The organism is uncultured Ramlibacter sp. (assembly GCF_936925435.1).
Lineage (GTDB): Bacteria > Pseudomonadota > Gammaproteobacteria > Burkholderiales > Burkholderiaceae_C > Ramlibacter.
This window is the reverse complement of the sequence record NZ_CAKZHQ010000023.1, coordinates 104,805-126,499: the sequence shown is the minus strand read 5'-3', so window position 1 is coordinate 126,499 and position 21,695 is coordinate 104,805. Positions and strand designations below refer to the sequence as shown.

Annotated in this window: 25 protein-coding genes; 17 read left to right on the top strand and 8 right to left on the bottom strand. The window is 68.4% G+C overall.

The annotated features are described in order from the left end of the window. Positions 1-95: 95 nt before the first annotated feature. Both Q0632_RS11750 and Q0632_RS11745 read left to right on the top strand, forming a co-directional pair. Positions 96-407: a hypothetical protein gene (locus Q0632_RS11750; RefSeq protein WP_298929411.1), complete on the top strand. Its 312-nt coding sequence runs from the start codon at positions 96-98 to the stop codon at positions 405-407. A gap of 66 nt (positions 408-473) precedes the next feature. Next, positions 474-923: a DUF192 domain-containing protein gene (locus tag Q0632_RS11745; RefSeq protein WP_298929406.1), complete on the top strand. Its 450-nt coding sequence runs from the start codon at positions 474-476 to the stop codon at positions 921-923. A 57-nt stretch (positions 924-980) separates the two neighbouring features. Here the strand turns inward: Q0632_RS11745 and Q0632_RS11740 are convergent, their stop codons facing one another. Next, positions 981-1,562, bottom strand: a complete 582-nt coding sequence (locus Q0632_RS11740) for a Fe-Mn family superoxide dismutase (RefSeq protein ID WP_298929401.1) — start codon at positions 1,560-1,562, stop codon at positions 981-983. 61 nt (positions 1,563-1,623) lie between these two features. After that, positions 1,624-2,916: an exodeoxyribonuclease VII large subunit gene (gene xseA / locus Q0632_RS11735; RefSeq protein ID WP_298929909.1), complete on the bottom strand. Its 1,293-nt coding sequence runs from the start codon at positions 2,914-2,916 to the stop codon at positions 1,624-1,626. Positions 2,917-3,245: 329 nt separating this feature from the next. On the opposite strand from xseA, the gene Q0632_RS11730 reads away from it, so the two are divergent. The 6 genes from Q0632_RS11730 (at position 3,246) to adk (ending at position 7,226) form a co-directional block, all read left to right on the top strand. Then, on the top strand, positions 3,246-3,875 hold the full coding sequence (locus tag Q0632_RS11730; RefSeq protein ID WP_298929396.1) for a MotA/TolQ/ExbB proton channel family protein: 630 nt from the start codon (positions 3,246-3,248) through the stop codon (positions 3,873-3,875). A gap of 14 nt (positions 3,876-3,889) precedes the next feature. Then, positions 3,890-4,315 (top strand): biopolymer transporter ExbD, encoded by a 426-nt coding sequence (locus tag Q0632_RS11725; protein ID WP_298929393.1) that lies wholly within the window; start codon positions 3,890-3,892, stop codon positions 4,313-4,315. 80 nt (positions 4,316-4,395) lie between these two features. Then, positions 4,396-5,391: a tetraacyldisaccharide 4'-kinase gene (lpxK, locus tag Q0632_RS11720; RefSeq protein WP_298929390.1), complete on the top strand. Its 996-nt coding sequence runs from the start codon at positions 4,396-4,398 to the stop codon at positions 5,389-5,391. Between the two features lie 81 nt (positions 5,392-5,472). Further along, the gene (locus Q0632_RS11715; RefSeq protein WP_298929387.1) at positions 5,473-5,682 is read left to right on the top strand and encodes a Trm112 family protein; all 210 of its coding nucleotides are present in this window, start codon (positions 5,473-5,475) and stop codon (positions 5,680-5,682) included. A gap of 14 nt (positions 5,683-5,696) precedes the next feature. Then, positions 5,697-6,461 (top strand): 3-deoxy-manno-octulosonate cytidylyltransferase, encoded by a 765-nt coding sequence (gene kdsB / locus Q0632_RS11710; RefSeq protein WP_298929384.1) that lies wholly within the window; start codon positions 5,697-5,699, stop codon positions 6,459-6,461. A 108-nt stretch (positions 6,462-6,569) separates the two neighbouring features. Then, positions 6,570-7,226: an adenylate kinase gene (gene adk / locus Q0632_RS11705; RefSeq protein ID WP_298929380.1), complete on the top strand. Its 657-nt coding sequence runs from the start codon at positions 6,570-6,572 to the stop codon at positions 7,224-7,226. Between the two features lie 12 nt (positions 7,227-7,238). Here adk and Q0632_RS11700 read toward each other — a convergent pair whose 3' ends face one another. The 3 genes from Q0632_RS11700 to Q0632_RS11690 are packed head-to-tail and all read right to left on the bottom strand — an operon-like array spanning position 7,239 to position 9,074. Continuing rightward, entirely contained in the window at positions 7,239-7,703 is a 465-nt protein-coding gene (locus Q0632_RS11700) for a DUF6152 family protein (protein WP_298929377.1), read from the bottom strand. 16 nt (positions 7,704-7,719) lie between these two features. Continuing rightward, positions 7,720-8,139, bottom strand: a complete 420-nt coding sequence (locus Q0632_RS11695; RefSeq protein ID WP_298929374.1) for a hypothetical protein — start codon at positions 8,137-8,139, stop codon at positions 7,720-7,722. After that, a complete protein-coding gene (locus tag Q0632_RS11690; protein WP_298929371.1) occupies positions 8,139-9,074 on the bottom strand; it encodes an asparaginase in 936 nt (311 codons plus the stop codon). Before Q0632_RS11690 ends, Q0632_RS11695 begins: the two co-directional genes overlap by 1 nt. Positions 9,075-9,134: 60 nt before the next feature. Here Q0632_RS11690 and lexA point away from each other — a divergent pair, with 60 nt between their 5' ends. Continuing rightward, the gene (lexA, locus tag Q0632_RS11685) at positions 9,135-9,809 is read left to right on the top strand and encodes a transcriptional repressor LexA (RefSeq protein WP_298929367.1); all 675 of its coding nucleotides are present in this window, start codon (positions 9,135-9,137) and stop codon (positions 9,807-9,809) included. A 116-nt stretch (positions 9,810-9,925) separates the two neighbouring features. After that, entirely contained in the window at positions 9,926-10,249 is a 324-nt protein-coding gene (locus Q0632_RS11680; RefSeq protein ID WP_298929363.1) for a hypothetical protein, read from the top strand. 21 nt (positions 10,250-10,270) lie between these two features. On the opposite strand, the gene Q0632_RS11675 is transcribed toward Q0632_RS11680, so the two are convergent. Next, positions 10,271-10,792, bottom strand: coding sequence for a DUF1993 family protein (locus Q0632_RS11675; RefSeq protein ID WP_298929360.1), 522 nt, complete (start codon positions 10,790-10,792; stop codon positions 10,271-10,273). A gap of 101 nt (positions 10,793-10,893) precedes the next feature. On the opposite strand from Q0632_RS11675, the gene Q0632_RS11670 reads away from it, so the two are divergent. Then, on the top strand, positions 10,894-11,901 hold the full coding sequence (locus tag Q0632_RS11670; protein WP_298929356.1) for a D-2-hydroxyacid dehydrogenase family protein: 1,008 nt from the start codon (positions 10,894-10,896) through the stop codon (positions 11,899-11,901). A gap of 55 nt (positions 11,902-11,956) precedes the next feature. After that, on the top strand, positions 11,957-13,138 hold the full coding sequence (locus Q0632_RS11665; RefSeq protein ID WP_298929349.1) for an MFS transporter: 1,182 nt from the start codon (positions 11,957-11,959) through the stop codon (positions 13,136-13,138). Between the two features lies 1 nt (position 13,139). On the opposite strand, the gene Q0632_RS11660 is transcribed toward Q0632_RS11665, so the two are convergent. Continuing rightward, positions 13,140-15,230 carry a hypothetical protein gene (locus Q0632_RS11660; RefSeq protein WP_298929344.1) on the bottom strand — a complete coding sequence of 697 codons (2,091 nt, stop codon included), beginning with the start codon at positions 15,228-15,230 and terminating at the stop codon, positions 13,140-13,142. Positions 15,231-15,295: 65 nt separating this feature from the next. On the opposite strand from Q0632_RS11660, the gene Q0632_RS11655 reads away from it, so the two are divergent. The 5 genes from Q0632_RS11655 (at position 15,296) to Q0632_RS11635 (ending at position 20,948) form a co-directional block, all read left to right on the top strand. Then, entirely contained in the window at positions 15,296-16,816 is a 1,521-nt protein-coding gene (locus tag Q0632_RS11655; protein WP_298929339.1) for a 3-hydroxyacyl-CoA dehydrogenase, read from the top strand. Between the two features lie 41 nt (positions 16,817-16,857). Then, a complete protein-coding gene (locus Q0632_RS11650) occupies positions 16,858-17,637 on the top strand; it encodes an oxepin-CoA hydrolase, alternative type (RefSeq protein WP_298929334.1) in 780 nt (259 codons plus the stop codon). A 185-nt stretch (positions 17,638-17,822) separates the two neighbouring features. Beyond that, positions 17,823-18,545, top strand: coding sequence for a Crp/Fnr family transcriptional regulator (locus Q0632_RS11645; protein ID WP_298929329.1), 723 nt, complete (start codon positions 17,823-17,825; stop codon positions 18,543-18,545). 5 nt (positions 18,546-18,550) lie between these two features. Beyond that, the gene (locus Q0632_RS11640; RefSeq protein WP_298929319.1) at positions 18,551-19,642 is read left to right on the top strand and encodes a phosphotransferase; all 1,092 of its coding nucleotides are present in this window, start codon (positions 18,551-18,553) and stop codon (positions 19,640-19,642) included. Between the two features lie 31 nt (positions 19,643-19,673). Then, a complete protein-coding gene (locus tag Q0632_RS11635) occupies positions 19,674-20,948 on the top strand; it encodes an acyl-CoA dehydrogenase family protein (RefSeq protein WP_298929314.1) in 1,275 nt (424 codons plus the stop codon). Here the strand turns inward: Q0632_RS11635 and Q0632_RS11630 are convergent, their stop codons facing one another. Beyond that, entirely contained in the window at positions 20,949-21,644 is a 696-nt protein-coding gene (locus tag Q0632_RS11630) for a hypothetical protein (RefSeq protein ID WP_298929308.1), read from the bottom strand. Positions 21,645-21,695 lie beyond the last annotated feature (51 nt).

The following is a 21,695-nucleotide window of genomic DNA, read 5'->3' as shown; positions in this document are numbered from 1 at the left end:
GGGCCCGGTCAATCTTTGTGCAAACTCGTCGTCAGGACTGGACCTGCGCCCACCTGCAGGATTTCAACACATAGATTCACCCTGAAAGCCCCACCATGCACAAGCTTCTCGCAGCCCTGATCGCCTCGCTGTTCATCACGACCTCGTTCGCGCAAGCCCCCGCCCCGGCTGCGCCGGCGACCGTCATCAGCCCGGCTCCCGACGCCGCCGCGCCCAAGGCCGAAGCCAAGAAGAGCAGCAAGGCGAAGAAGAGCACCAAGGCCGAGAAGAACTGCAAGGCCAAGGCCGACAAGTCGGCCAAGAAAAAGTCCAAGAAGACCACGACGGCGAAGGCCACGACAAAGAAGGCCACGACGACGAAGACCACGGCCAAGAAGGCCGACAGCAGCGCCGCCAAGAAGGCCTGAGCGGCCAGCCAGCCAACAGATGCCCGCCGCGTGCGGGCATTTGCAATTCAGGGCGACAATTGCTCCATGCAAGTAGCCCACCGCTTTTTCACCGGCCTGGCCATCGCCGCCAGCATCGCCTTGCCTGCCCTGGCGCAGGACGCCCAGATGAACCTGCCGCGCGTCAAACTGTCCGCCGGCATGCACCAGATCGACGCCCAGGTCGCCCAGACCGGCGAGCAGCGCGCCACCGGACTGATGTTCCGCAAGGACATGCCCCAGCACGAGGGCATGCTGTTTGTCTTCGAGCAGCCGTCGATGCAGTGCTTCTGGATGAAGAACACCCTGCTGCCGCTGTCGGCTGCCTTCGTGGCTGACGATGGCAGCATCGTGAATGTCGAGGACATGAAGCCGCAGACCACCGATTCGCATTGCTCGCACAAGCCGGTGCGCTACGTGCTGGAGATGAACCAGGGCTGGTTTGCCAAAAAGGGCATCAAGCCGGGATTCAGGCTGGCCGGCGCGCCCTTTAAGTAACAGACAAAAAAAGGGCCGCACTTGCGGCCCTTTTCCTTGCTGCGCCTGCGGCGGGCGTCAGGCGAAGTTCTTTTCCGCAAATTCCCAGTTCACCAGCTTGTCCAGGAAGGTCTCGACGAACTTCGGACGCAGGTTGCGGTAGTCGATGTAATAAGCGTGTTCCCAGACGTCAACCGTCAGCAGCGCCTTGTCGGCGGTGGTCAGCGGCGTGCCGGCGGCGCCGGTGTTGACGATGTCAACGCTGCCGTCGGGCTTCTTGACCAGCCAGGTCCAGCCCGAGCCGAAGTTGCCGACGGCGGACTTGACGAAGGCTTCCTTGAACGCAGCGTAGCTGCTCCACTTCTTGTTGATGGCATCGGCCAGCGCGCCCGTGGGCTCGCCGCCGCCGGCAGGCTTCATGCAGTTCCAGAAGAAGGTGTGGTTCCAGATCTGGGCCGAGTTGTTGTAGATGCCGCCGGAGGACTTCTTGATGATCTCCTCCAGGGTCATGGCCTCAAACTCGGTGCCCTTTTGCAGGTTGTTGAGGTTGACCACGTACGCGTTGTGGTGCTTGCCGTGGTGGAACTCCAGCGTTTCCTTGGAGTACGCGGGCGCCAGCGAGTCGATCGGGTAAGGCAGCGGGGGAAGGGTATGTTCCATGGTGTTTTCCTCGTGGTTTGTCGCGGGTTGGTGTTGCTTTTGGACGGGCTGATTCTAGGCACTAAATCAGCCGCGGCGGTGTGACAACCAGATCGACCTCGCCGTCGGCAAGGGTGGCGCGCAGGGCCTGACCGGCATGGGTCTGGCCCACGCTGGTCACTGCATGCCCGTCGGCGTCGGCCAGCCAGGCATAGCCGCGCTGCAGGACCAGGCGCGGATCCAGCGCCTGCAGACTCAGCTGGTGGCGCTCCAACCTCTGCTGGGCTTTGTCCACGCGCTGGCGCACCCCATTGCCATGGGCGGAAGCGCTGGCCTCCAGCCGGGCCTGGGCCTGTTGCAGCCGCGTCTGCACCGCATAGCGCAGCCGGTGGACGGCCCGGCCCAGCCGCAACTGCTGCACACCCATGCGCGCCGAAGGCCGACCCAGCCGGGCCGCCGCGCTGTCCAGCCGCTGGCCCGCGGCATCCACGCGGCGCAGCACGGCCTGCCGCAGGCGCTCCTGCGCCAGGTCCAGAGCGCCCAGCCAAGCCTGTTGCGGCTGGGCCGCGAGCTCGGCCGCGGCCGTGGGCGTGGGCGCACGCAGGTCGGCGCAGAAGTCGGCGATGGTGAAGTCGGTCTCGTGGCCCACACCGCAAACCAGGGGCACCGGGCTTTGCACGATGGTGCGCGCCAGCTGTTCGTCGTTGAAAGCCCACAGGTCCTCGATGGCGCCGCCGCCGCGCACCAGCAGGATCACGTCCAGCTGGCCGGCTTGCGCCAGCGCATAGAGCGACTGCAGCGCCCGCACCAGTTCGGCCGGTGCCTGCGCGCCCTGCACCGAGGCAGGCGCAAGCACCACCGGCACATGGGGGGCGCGCCGGCGCAGCGCCGTGACCACGTCGTGCAGCGCTGCCGCGCCGGGCGAGGTCACCAGGCCGATGCCGCGCGGCAACAGCGGCAACGCACGCTTTCGGCCGGCGTCGAACAGGCCTTCGGCCTCCAGCTTGGCCTTCAGGCGCAGGAACTGCTCGAACAGCGCGCCCTGCCCGGCCCGGCTCAGGCTTTCGACGATCAGCTGCAGGTCGCCGCGCGGCTCGTAGACCCCCAGCCGGCCCAGCACCTCGACCACGTCACCGTCGCGCGGCGTGAAGTCCAGCAGGCCTGCGGCGCGGCGGAACATGGCGCAGCGGATCTGGCCCTGGGCGTCCTTGAGCGAGAAGTAGCAATGCCCGCTGGCAGCGCGCGAAAAGCCGGAAATCTCGCCGCGCACCGCGACAGGATTGAAGCGCGACTCCAGAGTCTCAGCAATGGCGCGGCATAACGCGCCAACCTGCCAGATGCGCGGCGCAAATGCTGGGGGTTCAGCTTCGGCCATCAGCAGCGGTGCGCTTTGCGCGCGGTTGACGGGGGCAATGTCATCCACAGTTGGCTTGTAAAGACCGGGTTGTCAGACGACTCGCGCCAAAGCCTGATTTCGTCGAGCAAGTGATTGATTCCATTGGATTTTTCTTTGCTCAATTTGTCATCGTTTTGTCATTGCGCAGCATTGGCGCGGCTTGGCGGGCAATGGGAGCAGGCTTGCGCACAAAGTTATCCACAAGTTCTGTGGGTCAGATCCTACGGTCGCGCAGTCTTCTCCTACAGGCTGAGGAGTACACGATAATCGCCGCACAACAACAGTCGCTTTGGCGCGGAGCCCCCCACTTGTTTTCGATCATACAAGCCGCAGGCTGGCCGATCTGGCCCCTGGTTGCCTGCTCCGTCCTCGCTCTGGCCCTGGTCATCGAGCGTTTCATCAGCCTGAAAACCGCCAAGATCGTGCCGCCGCGACTGCTTGATGAAGCGCTGGCGGTGTCGCGCACCGCGGTGCCCGCCCCCGACGTGGTGACGCAGCTGGAACAGAACTCCGCCCTGGGCGAGGTGCTGGCCAGCGGCTTCCGTGCCCTGAACTCCGACCCGCGCTGCAGCGAGAACGACCTGCGCGCCACCATGGAGAACACCGGCCGCGCAGTGGCGCACCGGCTCGAGCGCTATCTGAGCGCGCTGGCCACCATCGCCTCGGCGGCACCCCTGCTGGGCCTGCTGGGAACGGTGATCGGCATGATCGAGATCTTCGGCGCGCAGGCGCCCGGCGGCGGCGCGACCGGCGGCAACCCGGCCCAGCTGGCGCACGGCATCTCGGTGGCGCTCTACAACACGGCCTTCGGCCTGATCGTGGCGATCCCGGCCCTGATCTTCTGGCGCTACTTCCGCGCCCGCGTCGACGGCTACCTGCTGGCCCTCGAACTGGCCTCCGAGCGTTTCGTGCGCCACCTGCTGGCGCTGCGCAAGTGACGAGGGCGCGCGGCATGAACTTCAGGCCCAGGCGCACGGAGGAACCGGAGATCAACCTGATCCCCTTCATCGACGTGCTGCTGGTGGTGCTGATCTTCCTGATGCTGTCGACCACGTACAGCAAGTTCACCGAACTGCAGCTCAAACTCCCGGTGGCCGATGCCGATGTCCAGCGCGACTACCCGAAGGAAGTGATCGTCGGCGTGTCAGCCGATGGCCGCTACACCATCAACCGCACACCGGTGACCGGCCGCAGCGTCGAGGCCGTGGCGCAGGCCCTGACCGACGCCGCCAAGGCCGGCAAAGACAGCGTGGTCATCGTCAGCGCCGACGGCACGGCGCCCCACCAGGCGGTCATCACCGTGCTGGAAGGCGCGCGCCGCGCCGGACTGAACCAGATCACCTTCGCCGCCCAGTCCTCGGCCAACGGGAGCCGCTGAGTGCCGCTGGGCCGTCCCAAGGCACGAACGCCCCCTTGGAGGGCAGCGAGCCACACACAGTGGGCGAGCGTGGGGGCAGCATGAGCGCGATGGGCCAGACGCTGCAACAGGCCTGGTTGCGGCGCGGGATGGCGGCCCGGCTGCTGTGGCCGCTGGCCCAGCTGTTCGGTCTGCTGGCGGCCTTGCGCCGCCGCCTCTACCGCGCCGGCCTGTTCGCCAGCACACGCATGCCAGTGCCGGTGATGGTCGTGGGCAACGTGGTGGCCGGCGGCGCCGGCAAGACACCGGTGGTGCTGGCCCTGCTGGACCACCTGCGCCAGCGCGGGCTGCGCGCCGGCGTGGTCTCGCGCGGTTACGGCCGCGCCAGCAGCGGCTGCCGCGAGGTTCAGCCCGAAGACGAAGCGCATGCGGTGGGCGACGAGCCGCTGCTGATCCGCCGCAAGGCCGGCGTGCCGGTGGTCGTCGCCGCCTCGCGGGTGCAGGCAGCGCAGGCCTTGCTGGCCGCCCATCCCGCCACCCAGGTCATCGTCTGCGACGACGGCTTGCAGCACCTGGCACTGGCGCGCGACATCGAGATCTGCGTGTTCGACGAGCGCGGCACGGGCAACGGCTGGCTGCTGCCGGCCGGCCCCCTGCGCGAGACCTGGCCGCGTCCGGCGGACCTGGTGCTGCGGCCGCAGGCAGTGGCCGCAGCCATCGCCGGCTTCGGCCTGCGCCGCACGCTGGCCGACCACGCGCAGCGCGCCGACGGCACGCGCATCGCGCTGGCCAGCCTGCGCGGCCAGCCCTGCACCGCACTGGCCGGCATCGCCAGCCCACTGGCCTTTTTTGCCATGCTGCGCGAGCAAGGCCTGCAGTTGCACGAAGCTCTTTCGCTCCCAGATCACTATGATTTTGAGAGCACTCCAGGACCAAAGGACGGGGCCTACAGCCTGATTTGCACCGAAAAGGACGCAGTCAAGCTGTGGCGACTGCGGCCCGATGCCTGGGCCGTGCCGCTGGTGCTGGAGATCGCGCCGGACTTCTGGCAACAGCTCGATGTGCTGCTGGACGCAAAGCTATCATCGGGGCCATGAACCCCCACGCTCCGCACTACGTGTCGTCGCTGCCCCCCGAGGGGGCTTCAGCCTCCTTGAGGCGGCTCGGCGAAGGCTGATATGGATCCCAAACTCCTTGAGCTGCTGGTGTGCCCCGTGACAAAGGGCTTCCTGGACTACGACCGCGAGCGCCAGGAGCTGCTCTCGCGCGCCGCGCGCCTGGCCTACCCGGTGCGCGACGGCATGCCCATCCTGCTGGAAGAGGAAGCCCGCGCGCTCAGCGACGAGGAGCTCGAGAAGCTGCCCGCGCGCACGCCGCTGGCCGGGTGATGGCGGGCGTGGCCATGGCCTTCACCGTCCTGGTCCCGGCGCGGCTGGCCTCGACCCGCCTGCCCGACAAGCCCCTGGCCGACATCGGCGGCAAGCCCATGGTGGTGCGCGTGGCCGAGCGAGCCCGCCTGTCCGCGGCGTCGCGGGTGGTGGTCGCAACCGACAGCACACAGATCGCCCAGGCCTGCGCCCTGCACGGGGTCGAGACGGTGATGACGCGCGCCGACCATCCCTCGGGCAGCGACCGCCTGGCCGAAGCCTGCGCCCTGCTCGGGCTGGACGGCGATGCCACCGTGGTCAACGTCCAGGGCGATGAGCCGCTGATCGACCCGGCCCTGATCGACGCCGTCGCCGGCCTGCTGCAGCAGCGGCCCCAGGCCAGCATGAGCACCGCCGCCCACGCCATCGACAGCCCGGCCGACTTCGCCAACCCGAACGTGGTCAAGGTGGTGACCGACAACCAGGGCCTGGCCATGTACTTCAGCCGTGCCCCCATCCCCTGGTGGCGCGACGGCTTTGTCGATGGCATCGCCCAGCTGCCGCAGCCGCTACCGCTGCGCCACATCGGCATCTACGGCTACCGCGCCGCCTTCCTGCGGCTGTTCCCCACGCTGGCGCAGGCGCCGCTGGAGGTGACCGAGGCCCTGGAGCAGCTGCGCGCCATGTGGCACGGCCACCGCATCGCGGTGCATGTGACGGACGCGGCGCCCGGGCCGGGGGTGGACACGCAGCAGGATCTGGAGCGGGTGCGGGCCCTGTTTGCCGGGGGCGGCGCGTAAGCTCCCGCAAGGGGCGCATGCTATCCTTTGGGCCATGATGCGCAACGGTTGCACGCCAATGGCGGCGCGGCCCGCAGCGCCCGATCTCCCCAATCATCCGAGGACACCATGAGACTGATTTTGTTGGGCGCACCCGGCGCAGGCAAGGGCACGCAAGCGACCTTCCTCTGCCAGAAGTACGGCATCCCGCAAATCTCCACCGGCGACATGCTGCGCGCCGCCGTCAAGGCCGGCACGCCGCTGGGCCTGCAAGCCGACGCTGTGATGAAGTCCGGCGCCCTGGTCAGCGACGATCTCATCATCAATCTCGTCAAGGAACGCATCGCCCAGAGCGACTGCGCCAACGGTTTCCTGTTCGACGGCTTTCCGCGCACCATCCCGCAGGCCGACGCCATGAAGGCCGCCGGCGTCAAACTGGACTACGTGCTGGAAATCGACGTGCCCTTCGGGGCCATCATCGAGCGCATGAGCGGCCGCCGCTCGCACCCGGCCACCGGCCGCACCTACCACGTCAAGTTCAATCCGCCCAAGGTCGAAGGCCGGGACGACCTGACCGGCGAGCCGCTGATCCAGCGCGAGGACGACAAGGAAGAGACCGTCAAGAAGCGCCTGGACGTCTATGCCGCCCAGACGCGGCCCCTGGTGGCCTACTACTCCGGCTGGGCCAACACCGATCCCGCCAACGCGCCCAAGTACCGCATGATCAGCGGCATGGGCAGCGTCGAGGACATCACCGGCCGCGCCCTGAAGGCCTTGAGCGAGTAATCAGGCGGCCATTCACGCTGGACTCGAGCGCAAGGCATAGGCCTTGCCGTCGACAAACAGGTATTCCACCCGCAGCACGGCCTCGCCCTTCTCCTCGGGCAGGGTGAAGCCCACCAACGCCAGCTGGGCGCCGCGCTTGATCTCGGCGACCTTCCAGGCCTCCATGCGCGTCAGCGGCGCCAACTCGATTTCCCACTTGCGGTCCGTGCGCCGCGGCACCACGGCCTTGGACAGGATGGCCTTGGCGTCGACCGGCGCCGACTGCGCCGGCACGCTGCGCGACGCCAGATCGGCCGGCAGCTTCAGGCCGGAGGCCACCTCCAGCTCAAGCTCCGCATGCGGGTTGCGCCAGCGCACCTTGCTGACCTTGCCTTCCAGGTAGATCGGCCGCTCCTGGTCGAAGCTGCTCCAGCCGTGGTGGGCCAGGGCCAGCGAGGGAGCGGACAGCGCGGCGAGAGTGAATGTGCGGCGTTGCATGAGGCTTCTCCTTTGCTCATTGGTAGGCGATCCAGCGGCCGCAGGTGATGACGGCCAGCCAGATCGCGGTGGACAGCAGCATCTGCATTCTGGCGGTCGCATCGAGTCTTGTCAGCGAACCGCGGCCATGGAACCAGCCGGCGTTGCAGCCAGCGGCCAGCAGCAACAGCATCTTCAGGGTGAACGCGCGGTTGGCCAGCAGTTCGGCCGCCTGGCTGGCAAACATCAGCAAGCCCGAGGCCGCGGCCAGGCAAAAGCCAGCGCCGGCCAGGCCCAGGCTCAAGCGGGCCAGCTCGGCCACCGGCAGCGCGGCGCCGCGCCCGAACACACGCAGCTCCAGCAGCACCAGATTGCCCAGCAGCAGCGCGATGCCGCTGATGTGGACCACCTCCAGCGCGGGATAGGCCCAGGGGTGGGACTGCAGCGCGGCAAACATCAGGCCAGCAGTTCCAGCTGCAGGTCGATACGGGCCTTCACCGCTGAGCGCGCATGCATGCGGATGGGCCCGGCTGCATGGCGCACGATGCTGCCATTGGCGCAGCGGCTGGCCAGCAGCAAGGCGACGCCGCCGGCCTGCGCCGCCAGCAGCGCCGCCTCCAGGCCCTGGTGCAGCGTGCCGTTGCCGGTGCCGGCCACCACGATGCCGCGCACGCCGCCCGCCACCAGATCGCGCACCATGGCGCCGCTGGCGCCGGCATGGTTCAGCACAATCTCCACGCGCGGCAGCTGCTGCGCTTTCGCTATATTTTCAATAGCAGAAGGCGCAGTATTCACGGGCGCTACGGGCCAATTTCTCAACAAACGCAGGCGCCCTTCCTCGACATGGCCCAGGGGACCGGCGTCGCCCGAGCCAAAAGCGTCCAGGCGGTAGGGGTGGACCTTGGCCACATCGTCGGCCGCGTGCACGACACCGGCGCAGACCGCCACCACGCCTTGCGCACCCGGCCAGGCCGCCACCGCCAGCGCATCGACGATGTTCTGCGGGCCATCGGCCAGCAGCGCCGTGGCCGGCCGCATGGCGCAGGTCAGCACCACCGGCTTGGCCGGCGCCAGCACCTGCTGCAGGAAGTAGGCGGTCTCCTCCAGCGTGTCGGTGCCGTGGGTGATGACGATGCCCTGCACAGAGTCCTGCGCCAGCCAGTGCGCGCAGCGCTGGGCCAGAGCGCGCCAGACGTCCCAGTCCATGTCCTTGCTGTCGATCTGGGCCACCTGCTCGGCCAGCACCGGCAGGCCCTGCAAGGCGGGAATGCGCGCCAGCAGCTGCTCGATGCCGATCTGCGCGGCGCTGTAGCCCACGTTGTCGCCTGCGCTGGCGGCAGTGCCGGCGATGGTGCCGCCTGTGGCCAGAACCACGATTTTTCTTGCGCTCACTTGCACACTTTCAAAAACTGGTTAAAAATACAGCTACTGGATATGCAAACAGGAGCCGACATGATTGACGCGCCCAAGCTGACCGCCCGCCAGCAACAGATTCTGGACCTGATCCAGAGCGCCATCGCGCGCACAGGTGCCCCGCCCACCCGCGCCGAGATCGCCACCGAGCTGGGCTTCAAGTCGGCCAACGCCGCCGAGGAGCACCTGCAGGCGCTGGCCCGCAAGGGCGTGATCGAGCTGGTCAGCGGCACCTCGCGCGGCATCCGCCTGCAAAGCGAGACCCTGCGTTCCATCCACGAGTCACGCATCAAGCAGTTTTCCCTGCCCCTGCAAAGCCTGGCCCAGCTGGCCCTGCCCCTGATCGGCCGCGTTGCGGCCGGCTCGCCCATCCTGGCGCAGGAGCACGTCGATCAGACCTATTACGTCGAGAACAGCCTGTTCCAGCGCCGCCCCGACTACCTGCTCAAGGTGCGCGGCATGTCGATGCGCGACGCCGGCATCATGGACGGCGACCTGCTGGCCGTGCAGGCCACCAAGGAAGCCAAGAACGGCCAGATCGTCGTGGCGCGGCTGGGCGACGACGTCACCGTCAAGCGCTTCCGCCGCAACAAGCACCTGATCGAGCTGCACGCCGAGAACCCGGACTACCAGACCATCGTGGTCGAGCCGGGCGAGCCCTTCGAGATCGAAGGCCTGGCGGTCGGCCTGATCCGCAACACCATGCTGATGTAGCAAACCCATCGGGCCGCCGCAGGTGGCGGGCGTATGGCGCAAGGCGCCATCACCCTGCGGCATCCCCTTTGTCCAATCCTGCCTGTGTTTCAAGCTCTGAGACTCAAGGAGTTCACATGGGAATCGCACTGTTCACGTTCAACGGATTGTTCGCCCCGCTGCAGGGCCTGGCGGCCTGGCTGGCCGGCGCGGCATTGCCGCAGGCGGCCCCTCGCCAATGCCGCCGCGCTGCAAATTTGATAGCATCCCAAGCCCATTCCACGGGGGCTACAGGCCACAACTGTGCTCATAAGGCACTGACCAGGCCGCTGCGCGTGCTGCGGGTTCTCGACGAAGGCCAACCGCGCGCCGGCGCCGGCCGCATGGTCATCTCCGGCCGCATGGCCGATGTCTGCGCCGAGCTGGACCGGCTGGCCGCGCTGGAAGCCGCTGCCGGCTGAAGGGCCGGGCAGCTGCGGCGCTCAGGCGCCAGCGGCCGCACCCACCAGGTAGTCGGTCTTGCCGATCTCCACGCCGTTGTGGCGCAAGATGGCATAGGCCGTGACCACATGGAAGAAGAAGTTCGGCAGCATCCAGTGGCTGAGGTAGGCCTGGCCCTTCATGGTGCGGGTCTTCTCGCGACCCACCGGGAAGGTGATGTCCTTGTCTTCCCTGCCATCGAGCTTGTCGGCCGGCACCGTGGCCAGCCAGTCCAGCGTCTTGCGGATGCGCTCCTTGAGTTCGGCGAAGGTGGTTTCGGTGTCGTCGAATTTCGGCGCTTCCACGCCGGAAATGCGGGCCACACCGTTCTTGGCGGCGTCGCAGGCGATCAGCACCTGGCGCGTGAAGGGCAGCATGTCGGGCGCCAGCCTGAACTGGGTCAGGGCCGAGGCATCGAACTTGCGCGCGTCCGCATGGGCCTGGGCCTTGTCCAGGATGTGGGACAGATTGCCCAAGGTGGTCTGGAACAGCGGCAGGCAGGCCGAGGACATGGAAATCGTCATGGGGTTTCTCCTTTGTTGTGCGTCATGGCAAAGCCCCTGATGCTAGCGCCGCGCCGGCGGCGTTGCGCGGCGGCAGCGGCGCCCGAGGCACAATGGAGGCAATGAACATTGTGATCCTCGACGACTACCAGGATGCGGTGCGCAAGCTTGCCTGCGCATCCAAGCTCGAAGCCTATCCCGCCAAGGTCTTCACCAACACCGTCAAGGGCATCGGCCAGCTGTCGGTGCGCTTGCGCGACACCGACGCCATCGTCCTGATCCGCGAACGCACCCACATCACGCGCCAGCTGCTGGAAAAGCTGCCACGCCTGAAGCTGATCGCGCAGACCGGCAAGGTCGGCCCCCACGTCGACGTGGAAGCCTGCACCGAGCGCGGCGTCGTGGTCACCGAGGGCACAGGCTCGCCGGTGGCGCCGGCCGAACTGACCTGGGCCCTGATCATGGCGGCGATGCGGCGCCTGCCGCACTACATCTCCACGCTCAAGCACGGTGGCTGGCAGCAGTCGGGCCTCAAATCCACTTCCATGCCGCCCAACTTCGGCGTTGGCATGGTGCTGCGCGGCAAGACCCTGGGCATCTGGGGCTATGGCCGCATCGGCCAGCTGGTGGCCGGCTACGGCAAGGCCTTCGGCATGAACGTGCTGGTCTGGGCGCGCGAAGACTCGCGCCAGAGGGCGGCGCAGGACGGCTACGAGCTGGCCGAGAGCCGGCAGGACCTGTTCAGCCGCAGCGACGTGCTCAGCCTGCACCTGCGCCTGAACGCCGAGACCGAGGGTCTGGTCACGCTCGAAGACCTGGGCCGCATGAAGCCCACCTCGCTGCTGGTCAACACCTCGCGGGCCGAACTGCTCGAGCCCGATGCCCTGATCGCCGCCCTCAACCGCGGCCGCCCCGGCATGGCGGCAGTGGACGTGTTCGAGAGCGAGCCCATCCTGCAAGGCCATGCGCTGCTGCGCCTGGAGAACTGCATCTGCACGCCGCACATTGGCTACGTCGAGCAGGACAGCTACGAGCGTTACTTCGGCGCGGCTTTCGACAACGTGGTCAACTTCATCCGGGGCACGCCGACCAACGTGGTCAATCCGGGCGCGCTGCAGGTGCGGCGCTGACCGGCTGGCGCCTGCCCCACCGCCAATTCCTGGCCTGAGCGCGCAGGCCCCGTCCATGACAAGCACCGCTGCCGGCGACCGCGTCGCCCTGCCCCGCGTCCTGTGGCCCCTGCTGTTCGGCAACTTCGTCATCGGCACGGGGGTGATGATCGTGCCGGGCACGCTCAACGAGATCAGCGCCTCGCTGCAGGTGCCGGTGGCCACCGCCGGCCAGCTGATCTCGGCTGGCGCCCTGCTGATGTGCCTGGGCGCGCCGCTGTTTGCCGCCGTCGTGGCCGGCTGGGACCGGCGCCGCCTGCTGGCCCTGTCCATGGTCTGGTACGCCGTGGCGCACCTGGCCTGCGCTCTGGCGCCCGGCTTTGCCAGCCTGCTGCCGCTGCGGGTGCTGGCCCTGGTCTCGCCGGCCATCTTCACGCCGCAGGCCGCGGCCTGTGTCGGTCTGCTGGTGCCGCCCGCGCAGCGCGGCCGCGCCATCACCTTCGTCTTCCTGGGCTGGTCGGTGGCCTCGGTGCTGGGCATGCCCATCGGCGCCTTCATCGGCGGGGTGCTGGACTGGCGCGCCGCCTTCGCCCTGGTGGGCCTGCTCAGTCTGGCCAGCGCGCTGTGGGTCTGGCGCGCCATGCCCGACGGCGTCAAGCCGCCGGCGCTGTCGGCGGCGGCCTGGCGCGAAACCCTGCGCTCGCGGCCGCTGATGCTGTGCCTGGCCGTGACCCTGCTGTACTCGGCCGGCCAGTTCGTGCTGTTCTCGTATTTCGCGCCTTATTACAAGCAGACCCTGGCCATCACGCCGGGCCAGCTGAGCCTGCTGTTCATGTGGTTTGGCGCTTTCGGCTTCCTGGGCAACATGCTGATGTCGCGCCACATCGACCGCATCGGCGCCGACCGTGCCGTCATGGCCGGCGTCGCCCTGATGGCCCTGAGCCTGCTGTTCTGGCCACTGGGCAGCACCCTGGTGCTGGCTGCCATCGTCTCCATTCCCTGGGCGCTGGGCTGCTTTTCCTCCAACTCGGCGCAACAGGCCCGGCTGGTGGGCATCGCGCCGGCACTGGCATCGGCCTCGATCGCGCTGAACAGTTCGGCCATGTACGCCGGCCAGGCCATCGGGGCGGCCAGTGGCGGCTGGCTGATCGTGCAGCACGGCATGGGTGTGCTGCATTGGGCGGGCTTTGCCGGCCTGGTGCTGGCCATGGGCATGAGCCTGCTGGCCAGCCGCGGCAGGGCCGGTCGGCGGCCCTGAATCAGCTGCGCGGCTTGCGCGGCGCGACCGACTGGGTGTCGACGTCCGGCAGGTCGAAGTCGACCAGATTGGAATGCGAGAAGGCCGGGCCGCTGTCGGCGATCTCGGCGAAGTCGGGCGAATCGGGCGGCGGTTCGTCCAGGTTGATGTCCAGCCCCAGTGAGGGGAAATCGGCGAAGGCCATGTTGCCGTCATCGCTGAAACCGGGACCGGCGACGGGACGCGGGGCCGGCGCGGCCGGCCGCAAGGCCACCGTCGCCAGCGAGGCCGACAGCGGCTGGATCGAGGTGTGGCTGAAGTCCGGCTGCGGCGCTTCCCGGGCAAAATCGAAACGGGGCGCGCTGTCGCTCGCCTCGATCACTTCCTTGCCCACGTTGTGCAGCAGCAGCAGCTCGCGGTAGGCCTCCAGGCTGAAGGCCTCGCCGCCACCCTGGCCGGGCCGGCGGAAGATCGATTCCTCGATGATGTCCAGCACCCGGGGTGAGGGCCACAGGGCGACGATGCGCGACAGGGCCTGCGGATAGCCCTCCAGGCTCTGGCTCTGGTCGCCGTAGGCCTCGAAGGCCGGCACCTCGGCGTTGAAGGCCTCCAGGAACTCCTGGCGGGTGGATTCGTAGTCTTCCCGGCGCTTCAGGCTGTGATAGATCTCCAGCAGGTCCAGCCAGGCGACGGCGCTGGTGCCGGGAAAGATGTTGATGTGGCTGCGCAGCACGTCGATGGCGCGCTCGTGTTCGCCCAGCGACACGAAGAAGTCGGCCTGCTGCTGGATGTCATGGACTTCTTCGGCCTTGACCGCACGCAGGCTGGAGGGCAGGCTGGCCTGGAAGTCGCTGTGCCCGCTGGTGCGCGACCCCGACCGGCTGGGCGGCCCGCTGCGCGCGCTCAGGCTGTTGAGGACGGAGTCGCTGACCCGCAGGTCCAGGTCGGGCGGCCCGGACTTCGGGCCGGGCGTCGATTTGGGAGCCTTGCTCGGCCTGGGCGGTGGCGGCCGGGTCGGCGGCCCCGCGCGGTCGGCATCGAGCACGCTCTGGCCGACGCCCGGGCGCCACCAGTCGCCGCCGTCAGCTGATCGCCTCGAGCGGCCGCGCCGCACCCCATAGACCGCGGCCGCGATGACGGCCAGCAGCAGGCCGGCCAGCGCATAGACCAGGGGATTGGCATAGCGCTCGGACTGGGCCTTCTCGAGCTGGCCGCGCAGGTCGGTCAGGCTGGCATTGTTCTTGTGGACCGCAGCGCGCAGGCTGCTGACGTCGCCCTCCAGCGTCTGCAGGCGCTGCACATTGCGCAGCAATTCTTCCGGCGGGGCATTGAGCGCGGCCCAGAGCGCGGCGGCTTGCGCCCGCTGCTGCGCCGTGGCTTCGGCGGCGGCCGCCAGTTCCGCCGTCGCCTTCAATGTGGGATCGCGCTCGATGCTCAGGTCCAGCGGCTCGAGCTTCAGGCGGGCCCGCTCGCGCGCCGAGGGCGCCTTCGCCGCACGCGCAGCCGCCGGCGCACTGGCAGCTGCGGCAGCGGCCTCCCTGGCCTCCCGCGCCTGGGCCCGGGCTGCACGGCGTGCTTCGCGCTCTTGCGCGGCAGCGGCCGCATCCGGCGTGGACAGGGACGCCGGCGCAGGTTTGGGCCGCGCCGCTGCAGCGGGTGCGGCAACGGGCGCCTGGCCGGGGACCGGGATGGGCAGTTGGGGGCGGGCTGCCGGCGTCTCGGCGGCCCCGTCCCCCGGCTGCTCGGACAACACCACGTAGCGGCGCGTGGTGGCCTGGCCGCAGCCCACACGCAGATAGACCGTGACCACCGGTTCGTCGACCGGCGCGGTCGAGCGCACGCGGGCCATGCGGTTGGCCCCGCTGCCGCCTTCGAGCATGGCGCTGACCCGCGAGCCATCGATCCGGGTGTCGCCGTAGAAGACGTCCGCCTCCAGGCACAACAGGGTCGGGTCCGTCCCGGCATCGAGCGCGAGCTGCACGCCCAGGTCGAGCGGGCGCCCGATCAGGGCCAGGCCCTGGGATCGGCCGAGAGTGAGGGCTGAGCTGCCGAAGGCAGCCACCAGGACAAGTGCACCTACTGCGAGGCGCTGCATCTGAAGGACAGGCTTCATGGGATGCCTGATTCTTGCACAGCATGGGCCTGCGGTGTACGCCGACGCTGCCGGATAATGCCGCCATGCAAACCATCTACAAGACCGTCGGCGTGGTGGGCGCCGGCGCCATGGGCCGCGGCATCGCACAGATCGCCGCACAGGCCGGCAGCACCGTCAGGCTGTACGACGCCCAGGCCGAGGCAGTGGCCAAGGCCATCGAGGAGATCGGCGCCCAATGGGATCGCCTGCAGGACAAGGGCCGCATGGACGCGGATGCGGTCCAGGCCTGCAAGGCGCGCCTGCACAGCGCAGCCGACCTGCAGGCGCTGGCCGGCTGCGAGCTGGTGATCGAGGCCGTGGTCGAAAGGCTGGACGTCAAGAAAAGCCTGTTCGCCCAGCTCGAAGGCGTGGTCGGCGCGCACGCCGTGCTGGCCACCAACACATCCTCGCTGTCGGTGACGGCCATCGCCGCAGGCCTGCAGCGGCCGCAGCGCTTTGCCGGCTACCACTTCTTCAACCCGGTGCCGCTGATGAAGGTGGTCGAGGTCATCGCCGGACTGAAAACCGAGGCCGCCGTGTGCGAGAGCCTGGCGGCCTATGCCCGCCAGATGGGCCACACGCCAGTGCAGGCAGCCGACACCCCTGGCTTCATCGTCAACCATGCCGGCCGCGGCTACGGCACCGAGGCACTGCGCATCGTCAGCGAGGGCGTGGCAGACTTCGCCACCATCGACCGCATCCTGCGCGACCAGGTGGGCTTCAAGCTGGGCCCCTTCGAACTGATGGACCTGACGGCGCTGGACGTCTCGCACCCGGTGATGGAGTCGATCTACACCCAGTACTACGACGAGCCGCGCTACCGGCCCAGCGTCATCACCGCCCAGCGCCTGGCTGGCGGCATGGTCGGGCGCAAGGTGGGCGAAGGCTTCTACAAGTACGTCGAGGGCAAGGCCCAGGTCGCCGCGGAAGCGCCGGCGCCGCAGGTCGCGGACATGCCGCCGGTCTGGGTCTCGAGCCGGGCGGCGCGCCGCTCCGAGTTGTACCAGCTGCTCAAGGATCTGGGCGCGAAGATCGAGACCGGCCAGTCGCCCTCGCCCACTGCGCTGACCCTGGTGGCGCCGCTGGGCTTTGACATCACCACGGTGGCCGTGGTCGAGCGGCTGGACCCGGCGCGCACCGTGGGCATCGACATGCTGATCGACGATGCCGCCACCAGGCGCCGCGTCATCGCCACCAACCCCGCCACCCGCGCCGACATGCGCGATGCCGCCCACGCGCTGCTGGCGCGCGACGGCAAACCCGTGAGCGTGATCCGCGACTCCGGCGGCTTCGTCACCCAGCGGGTGGTCGCCACCATCGTCAACATCGCCTCCGACATCTGCCAGCAGCGCATCTGCAGCCCGGCCGACCTGGAGACGGCCGTCACCCTGGGCCTGGGCTATCCCCTGGGCCCGCTGGCCATGGGCAACCTCTGGGGCCCGACCAACATCCTGGAGGTGCTGTTCAACATGCAGACCGTCTACGGCGACCCGCGCTACCGCCCCAGCCCCTGGTTGCGCCGGCGCGGCGCCATCGGCCTGTCGCTGCTGCAGGAAGAATCGTGAAACTTTGCGGGACAGACCTTTAGCTCTGTCCTCAACTGACTATGACCGCAGAACTCAAAAGCACCAGCCAGGGCGCCACCATGGTGCTGACCCTGTCCAACCCCGAGCACCGCAATGCACTGGGTCCGGAAATTTATGCCGCCGGTGTCGAGGCGCTGAACGTGGCCGAAAGCAACCCCGAGGTGCGCAGCGTGGTCCTGACCGGTGAAGGCGCGCTGTTTTGCGCCGGCGGCAACCTGCAGCGCCTGCAGGCCAACCGCCAGCAGCCGGCCGAGGTCCAGGCCCAGAGCATCGAGGGCCTGCACAGCTGGATCGAGGCCATCCGCACCTTCCCCAAGCCGGTGATCGCCGCGGTCGAGGGCGCGGCGGCCGGCGCCGGCTTCTCGCTGGCCCTGGCCTGCGATTTCATCGTGGCCGCCGACGACGCGGTCTTCGTCATGGCCTACAGCAACGTCGCGCTGTCGCCCGACGGCGGCGCCAGCTGGGCCCTGTCCCAGGCCTTGCCGCGCCAGCTGGTGAGCGAACTGCTGATGGGCGGCGAGCGCATCAGCGCCCAGCGCCTGCATGGGCTGGGCTTGGTCAACCGGGTGGTGGCCACCGGCGATGCGCTCACGCAGGCCCTGGCCCTGGCCGACAAGCTCAATGCCAAGGCGCCCAACGCGCTGGCCAGCATCAAGGAACTCATCAACGACGCCGGCGGCACCGGGCTGAACCGCCAGCTGGCCAGCGAGCGCGACCATTTCGTGCGCAACCTGCACCACGCCAACGGCGGCATCGGCATCGCCGCCTTCCTGGCCAAGCAAACCCCGCGCTACGAATAGAGCGGACGCAGGCAGTCCGGACTGCCGCCGGGCCGCCCCAAGGCAGGCCAGCCCCCTCGGGGGGCAGCGAGGACACGCAGTGCCGAGCGTGGGGGCTCTATGTCCTTCAGGTGACAACCCTGAGCACGGGCCGTGGTCCCGCACGTGACAATGGGGTGCACCTCCAGTCACTCATACGACAGGCCATGGACGACCCCATTCTTACCATCGAGGAACGCGAGGCGATCAATTCCGGTCGCTGGTTCTCCTCCCTTTCCCCATCGCTGCGGCACGACATACTCCGATGCGCCTTCGTCAAACGCTACAAGGACGGCGAGCTGATCGCCGCCCGCGGCGACCCGCCCGACCAGTGGATCGCCTGCGCGCGCGGCGCGGTGCGGGTGAGTTCGACGGCGATCTCGGGCAAGCAGATCACCCTGACCTATGTGGAGCCGGGCATCTGGTTCGGCGACGTGGCGATCTTCGACGGCGACCGCCGCACGCACGATGCCTATGCGCACGGCGACACCACCATCCTGTGCGTGGCCAAGGCCGATTTCAAGAAGATCCTGGCCACCCACGTCGAGCTGTACGAGGCCATGCTGCGCCTGCACGCCCGGCGCATCCGCCAGCTGTTCGGCCTGGTGGAAGACCTCAACACCCTGCCGCTGCGGGCCCGACTGGCCAAGCAGCTGGTGCACCTGGTGCGCAGCTACGGCGTGCCCTCGCTGTCCCATGGCGCCGAGATGCGCATCAGCCTGCAGCTGGCGCAAGAGGAACTGGCCCAGCTGCTGGGTGCTTCCCGCCAGCGCGTCAACCAGGAACTCAAGGCCATGGAGCGAGAAGAAGTGATCCGCATCGAGCCCGGCGGCCTGGTGGTGCGCGACCGTGAGGCGCTGATGCGCATCATCGACACCGAAACCCACTGAGAGCCATGAGCGACAACTACGATCATTTCGTCGGCACCCGCGCGGTTTCCGACAAGCACGCCTTCGACAACGCCGCCCTCACCGCCTGGCTGGAGAGCAATCTGGAAGGCTTTGCCGGACCACTGACGGTGGAGATGTTCAAGGGCGGCCAGTCCAACCCCACCTACAAGCTGATCACGCCGGGCAAGAGCTATGTGATGCGCTCCAAGCCGGGGCCGGTCGCCAGGCTGCTGCCCTCGGCCCATGCCGTGGAGCGCGAGTTCGCCGTCATGCGCGGGCTGGCCGGCACCGGCGTGCCCGTGCCACAGATGCATTGCCTGTGTGAGGACGAGTCGGTGATCGGCCGCGCCTTCTACATCATGGAGTTCATGCAGGGCCGCGTGCTCTGGGACCAGAGCCTGCCGGGCATGGGCAATGCCCAGCGCGGCGAGATCTACGGTGAAATGAACCGCGTCATCGCTGCCCTGCACACTGTGAAGTTCGCCGAGCGCGGCCTGGCCGGTTACGGCAAGCCCGGCAACTACTTCGACCGCCAGATCGGCCGCTGGAGCAAGCAGTACCTGGCCTCCGTCACGCAGCCCATCCCCGAGATGGACAGGCTGATCGAATGGCTGCCGGCCCACATCCCGGCCGGCGCGCGCGATGAAGCCATGGTGTCCATCGTGCACGGCGACTACCGGCTCGACAACCTGATGTTCCACCCCAGCGAGCCGCGCGTGATCGCCGTGCTGGACTGGGAGCTGTCGACCCTGGGCCATCCGCTGGCGGACTTCAGCTACCACTGCATGGCCTGGCACATCCCGCACGGCATGTCGCGCGGCATCGGCGGCGTCGACCTTGCCGGCCTGGGCATCCCCTCGGAAGAGGCCTACATCCGCAGCTACTGCGAGCGCACCGGCCTGGCCACGCCCGAGCAGTTGAAAGCCGACTGGAATTTCTACCTGGCCTACAACATGTTCCGCATCGCCGCCATCCTGCAAGGCATCGCCAAACGTGTGGAGGCCGGCACGGCCTCGAGCGCCCAGGCTGTGAGCTCAGGCGCCGGCGCCCGTCCCATGGCCGAACTGGCCTGGAAGTTCGCCCAGCAGGCCGCCTGACACGTTCCCAAGACCAACCACGAGAGACAGCATGGACTTCGACTACTCCCCCAAGACCAAGGACCTGCAGGCCCGCCTGCTCAAGTTCATGGATGACCACATCTACCCGAACGAGAAGGCCTACAAGGAGGAGCTCGAAGCCAACACCGTGGCCGGCAAGCGCTGGAGCGCGCTGCAGACCATCGAGAAGCTCAAGCCCAAGGCCAAGGCCGCCGGCCTGTGGAACCTGTTCCTGCCGGTGGACAGCGCCTCTGCCTCGGGCTACGAGGGCGCCGGCCTGACCAACCAGGAGTACGCGCCGCTGGCCGAGATCATGGGCCGGGTGCAGTGGTCCAGCGAGGTTTTCAACTGCTCGGCGCCCGACACCGGCAACATGGAGACCATCGCCCGCTACGGCGACGAGGCCAACAAGGCGCGCTGGCTCAAGCCCCTGCTGGACGGCGAGATCCGTTCGGCCTTCGCCATGACCGAACCCGACGTGGCCTCGTCGGACGCCACCAACATCGCCACGCGCATCGAACGCCAGGGCGACGAGTACGTCATCAACGGCCACAAGTGGTGGATCTCCGGCGCCGCCGACCCGCGCTGCGCCGTCTTCATCACCATGGGCAAGACCGACCCGGAAGCGCCCAGGCATTCCCAGCAGAGCATGGTGCTGGTGCCGGCCGACGCCAAGGGCATCCGCATCGTGCGGCCGCTCAACGTCATGGGCTACGACGACGCGCCCCACGGCCACGTCGAGATGTACTTCGACAACGTGCGCGTGCCGGTGTCCAACATCCTGCTGGGCGAGGGCCGCGGCTTCGAGATCGCCCAGGGCCGCCTGGGGCCGGGACGCATCCACCACTGCATGCGCCTGGTCGGCCTGGCCGAGCGCGCGCTGGAGCTGATGTGCAAGCGCGCCTCTTCGCGCATCGCCTTCGGCAAGAGCGTCGCCCAGCAGACCGTGACGCAGGAGCGCATCGCCGAGGCCCGCTGCAAGATCGACATGGCGCGTCTGCTCACGCTCAAGGCCGCCTGGATGATGGACGTGGCCGGCAACAAGGTGGCGCGCACCGAGATCGCCATGATCAAGGTGGTGGCGCCCAGCATGGCCTGCCAGGTGATCGACTGGGCCATGCAGGTGCACGGCGGCGGCGGCATGTGCGACGACTTCCCGCTGGCCCACGCCTATGCCAGCGCCCGCACCCTGCGTTTTGCCGACGGCCCGGACGAGGTCCACCGCAACGCCATCGCCAAATGGGAGTTGGGCAAGTACGGCAGCTACGGCCGCGACGCCCAGGTCCCCGTCACGCGCGGCAGCTGATCACGAAGGGATGTCCGTGTGCAGGCCGCCGATGGCGGTCTCGCAGGCATGGGTGAAGATGGCGGCCGCATGTTGCAGGGTGGGCATGTCGGCCGGCAGGTATTGCATGCGCAGATAGGCCTTGCCGCGCAGCAGCATCAGCATGAAAGGCGTGTCTGCTGCCGGCGCCGGCAGGGGCCAGCGCAGCAGCAGCTGCGCCAGCTGCGGGTCAAGCCAGGCCAGGGCGTGCTCGCGCTGGTCGGCCAGCACGGCGTAACGGCTCCAGAACTCCCGCGGCAGGCTGTCCCAGCCGACCTCGGCGTACATCGCCAGCCAGCGCATCTCCTCGGGCAGGTTGGGATCGGCCGTGGTCTGCAGGTTGTCGGTGTACATGGCGTAGGCCTGCTTCTCCAGCGCCTCCTTGAGCGGCCGGTTCATCAGCAGCACGGCCACGTCCTCGTTGATGCCCAGTTCGGCGCGGGCGCGCAGTTCCTCGCCGCGGATGAACTTGCGGGTCGGCTTGCCCAGCTCCATGCGCCAGCGCTTGTCGCTGACCCGGCCTTCGAGCTGCAAGGTGCCGCCGGCGGCCTGGGTCGAGAAGCCGAAGCCCTGCGTCGCGGCCCATTCGGACAGCGCGCCGCCCAGCTGCGACGGCGCGACGGACTCGGGTTGCGGCGCGGCCTCCCTGGAAAAAGCCTTTTTGATGCGATCGAACATGGAGCGGAGTTTCGCCCTAAAGTCCCATTATTCCCCAACCCAAGTGAAGGA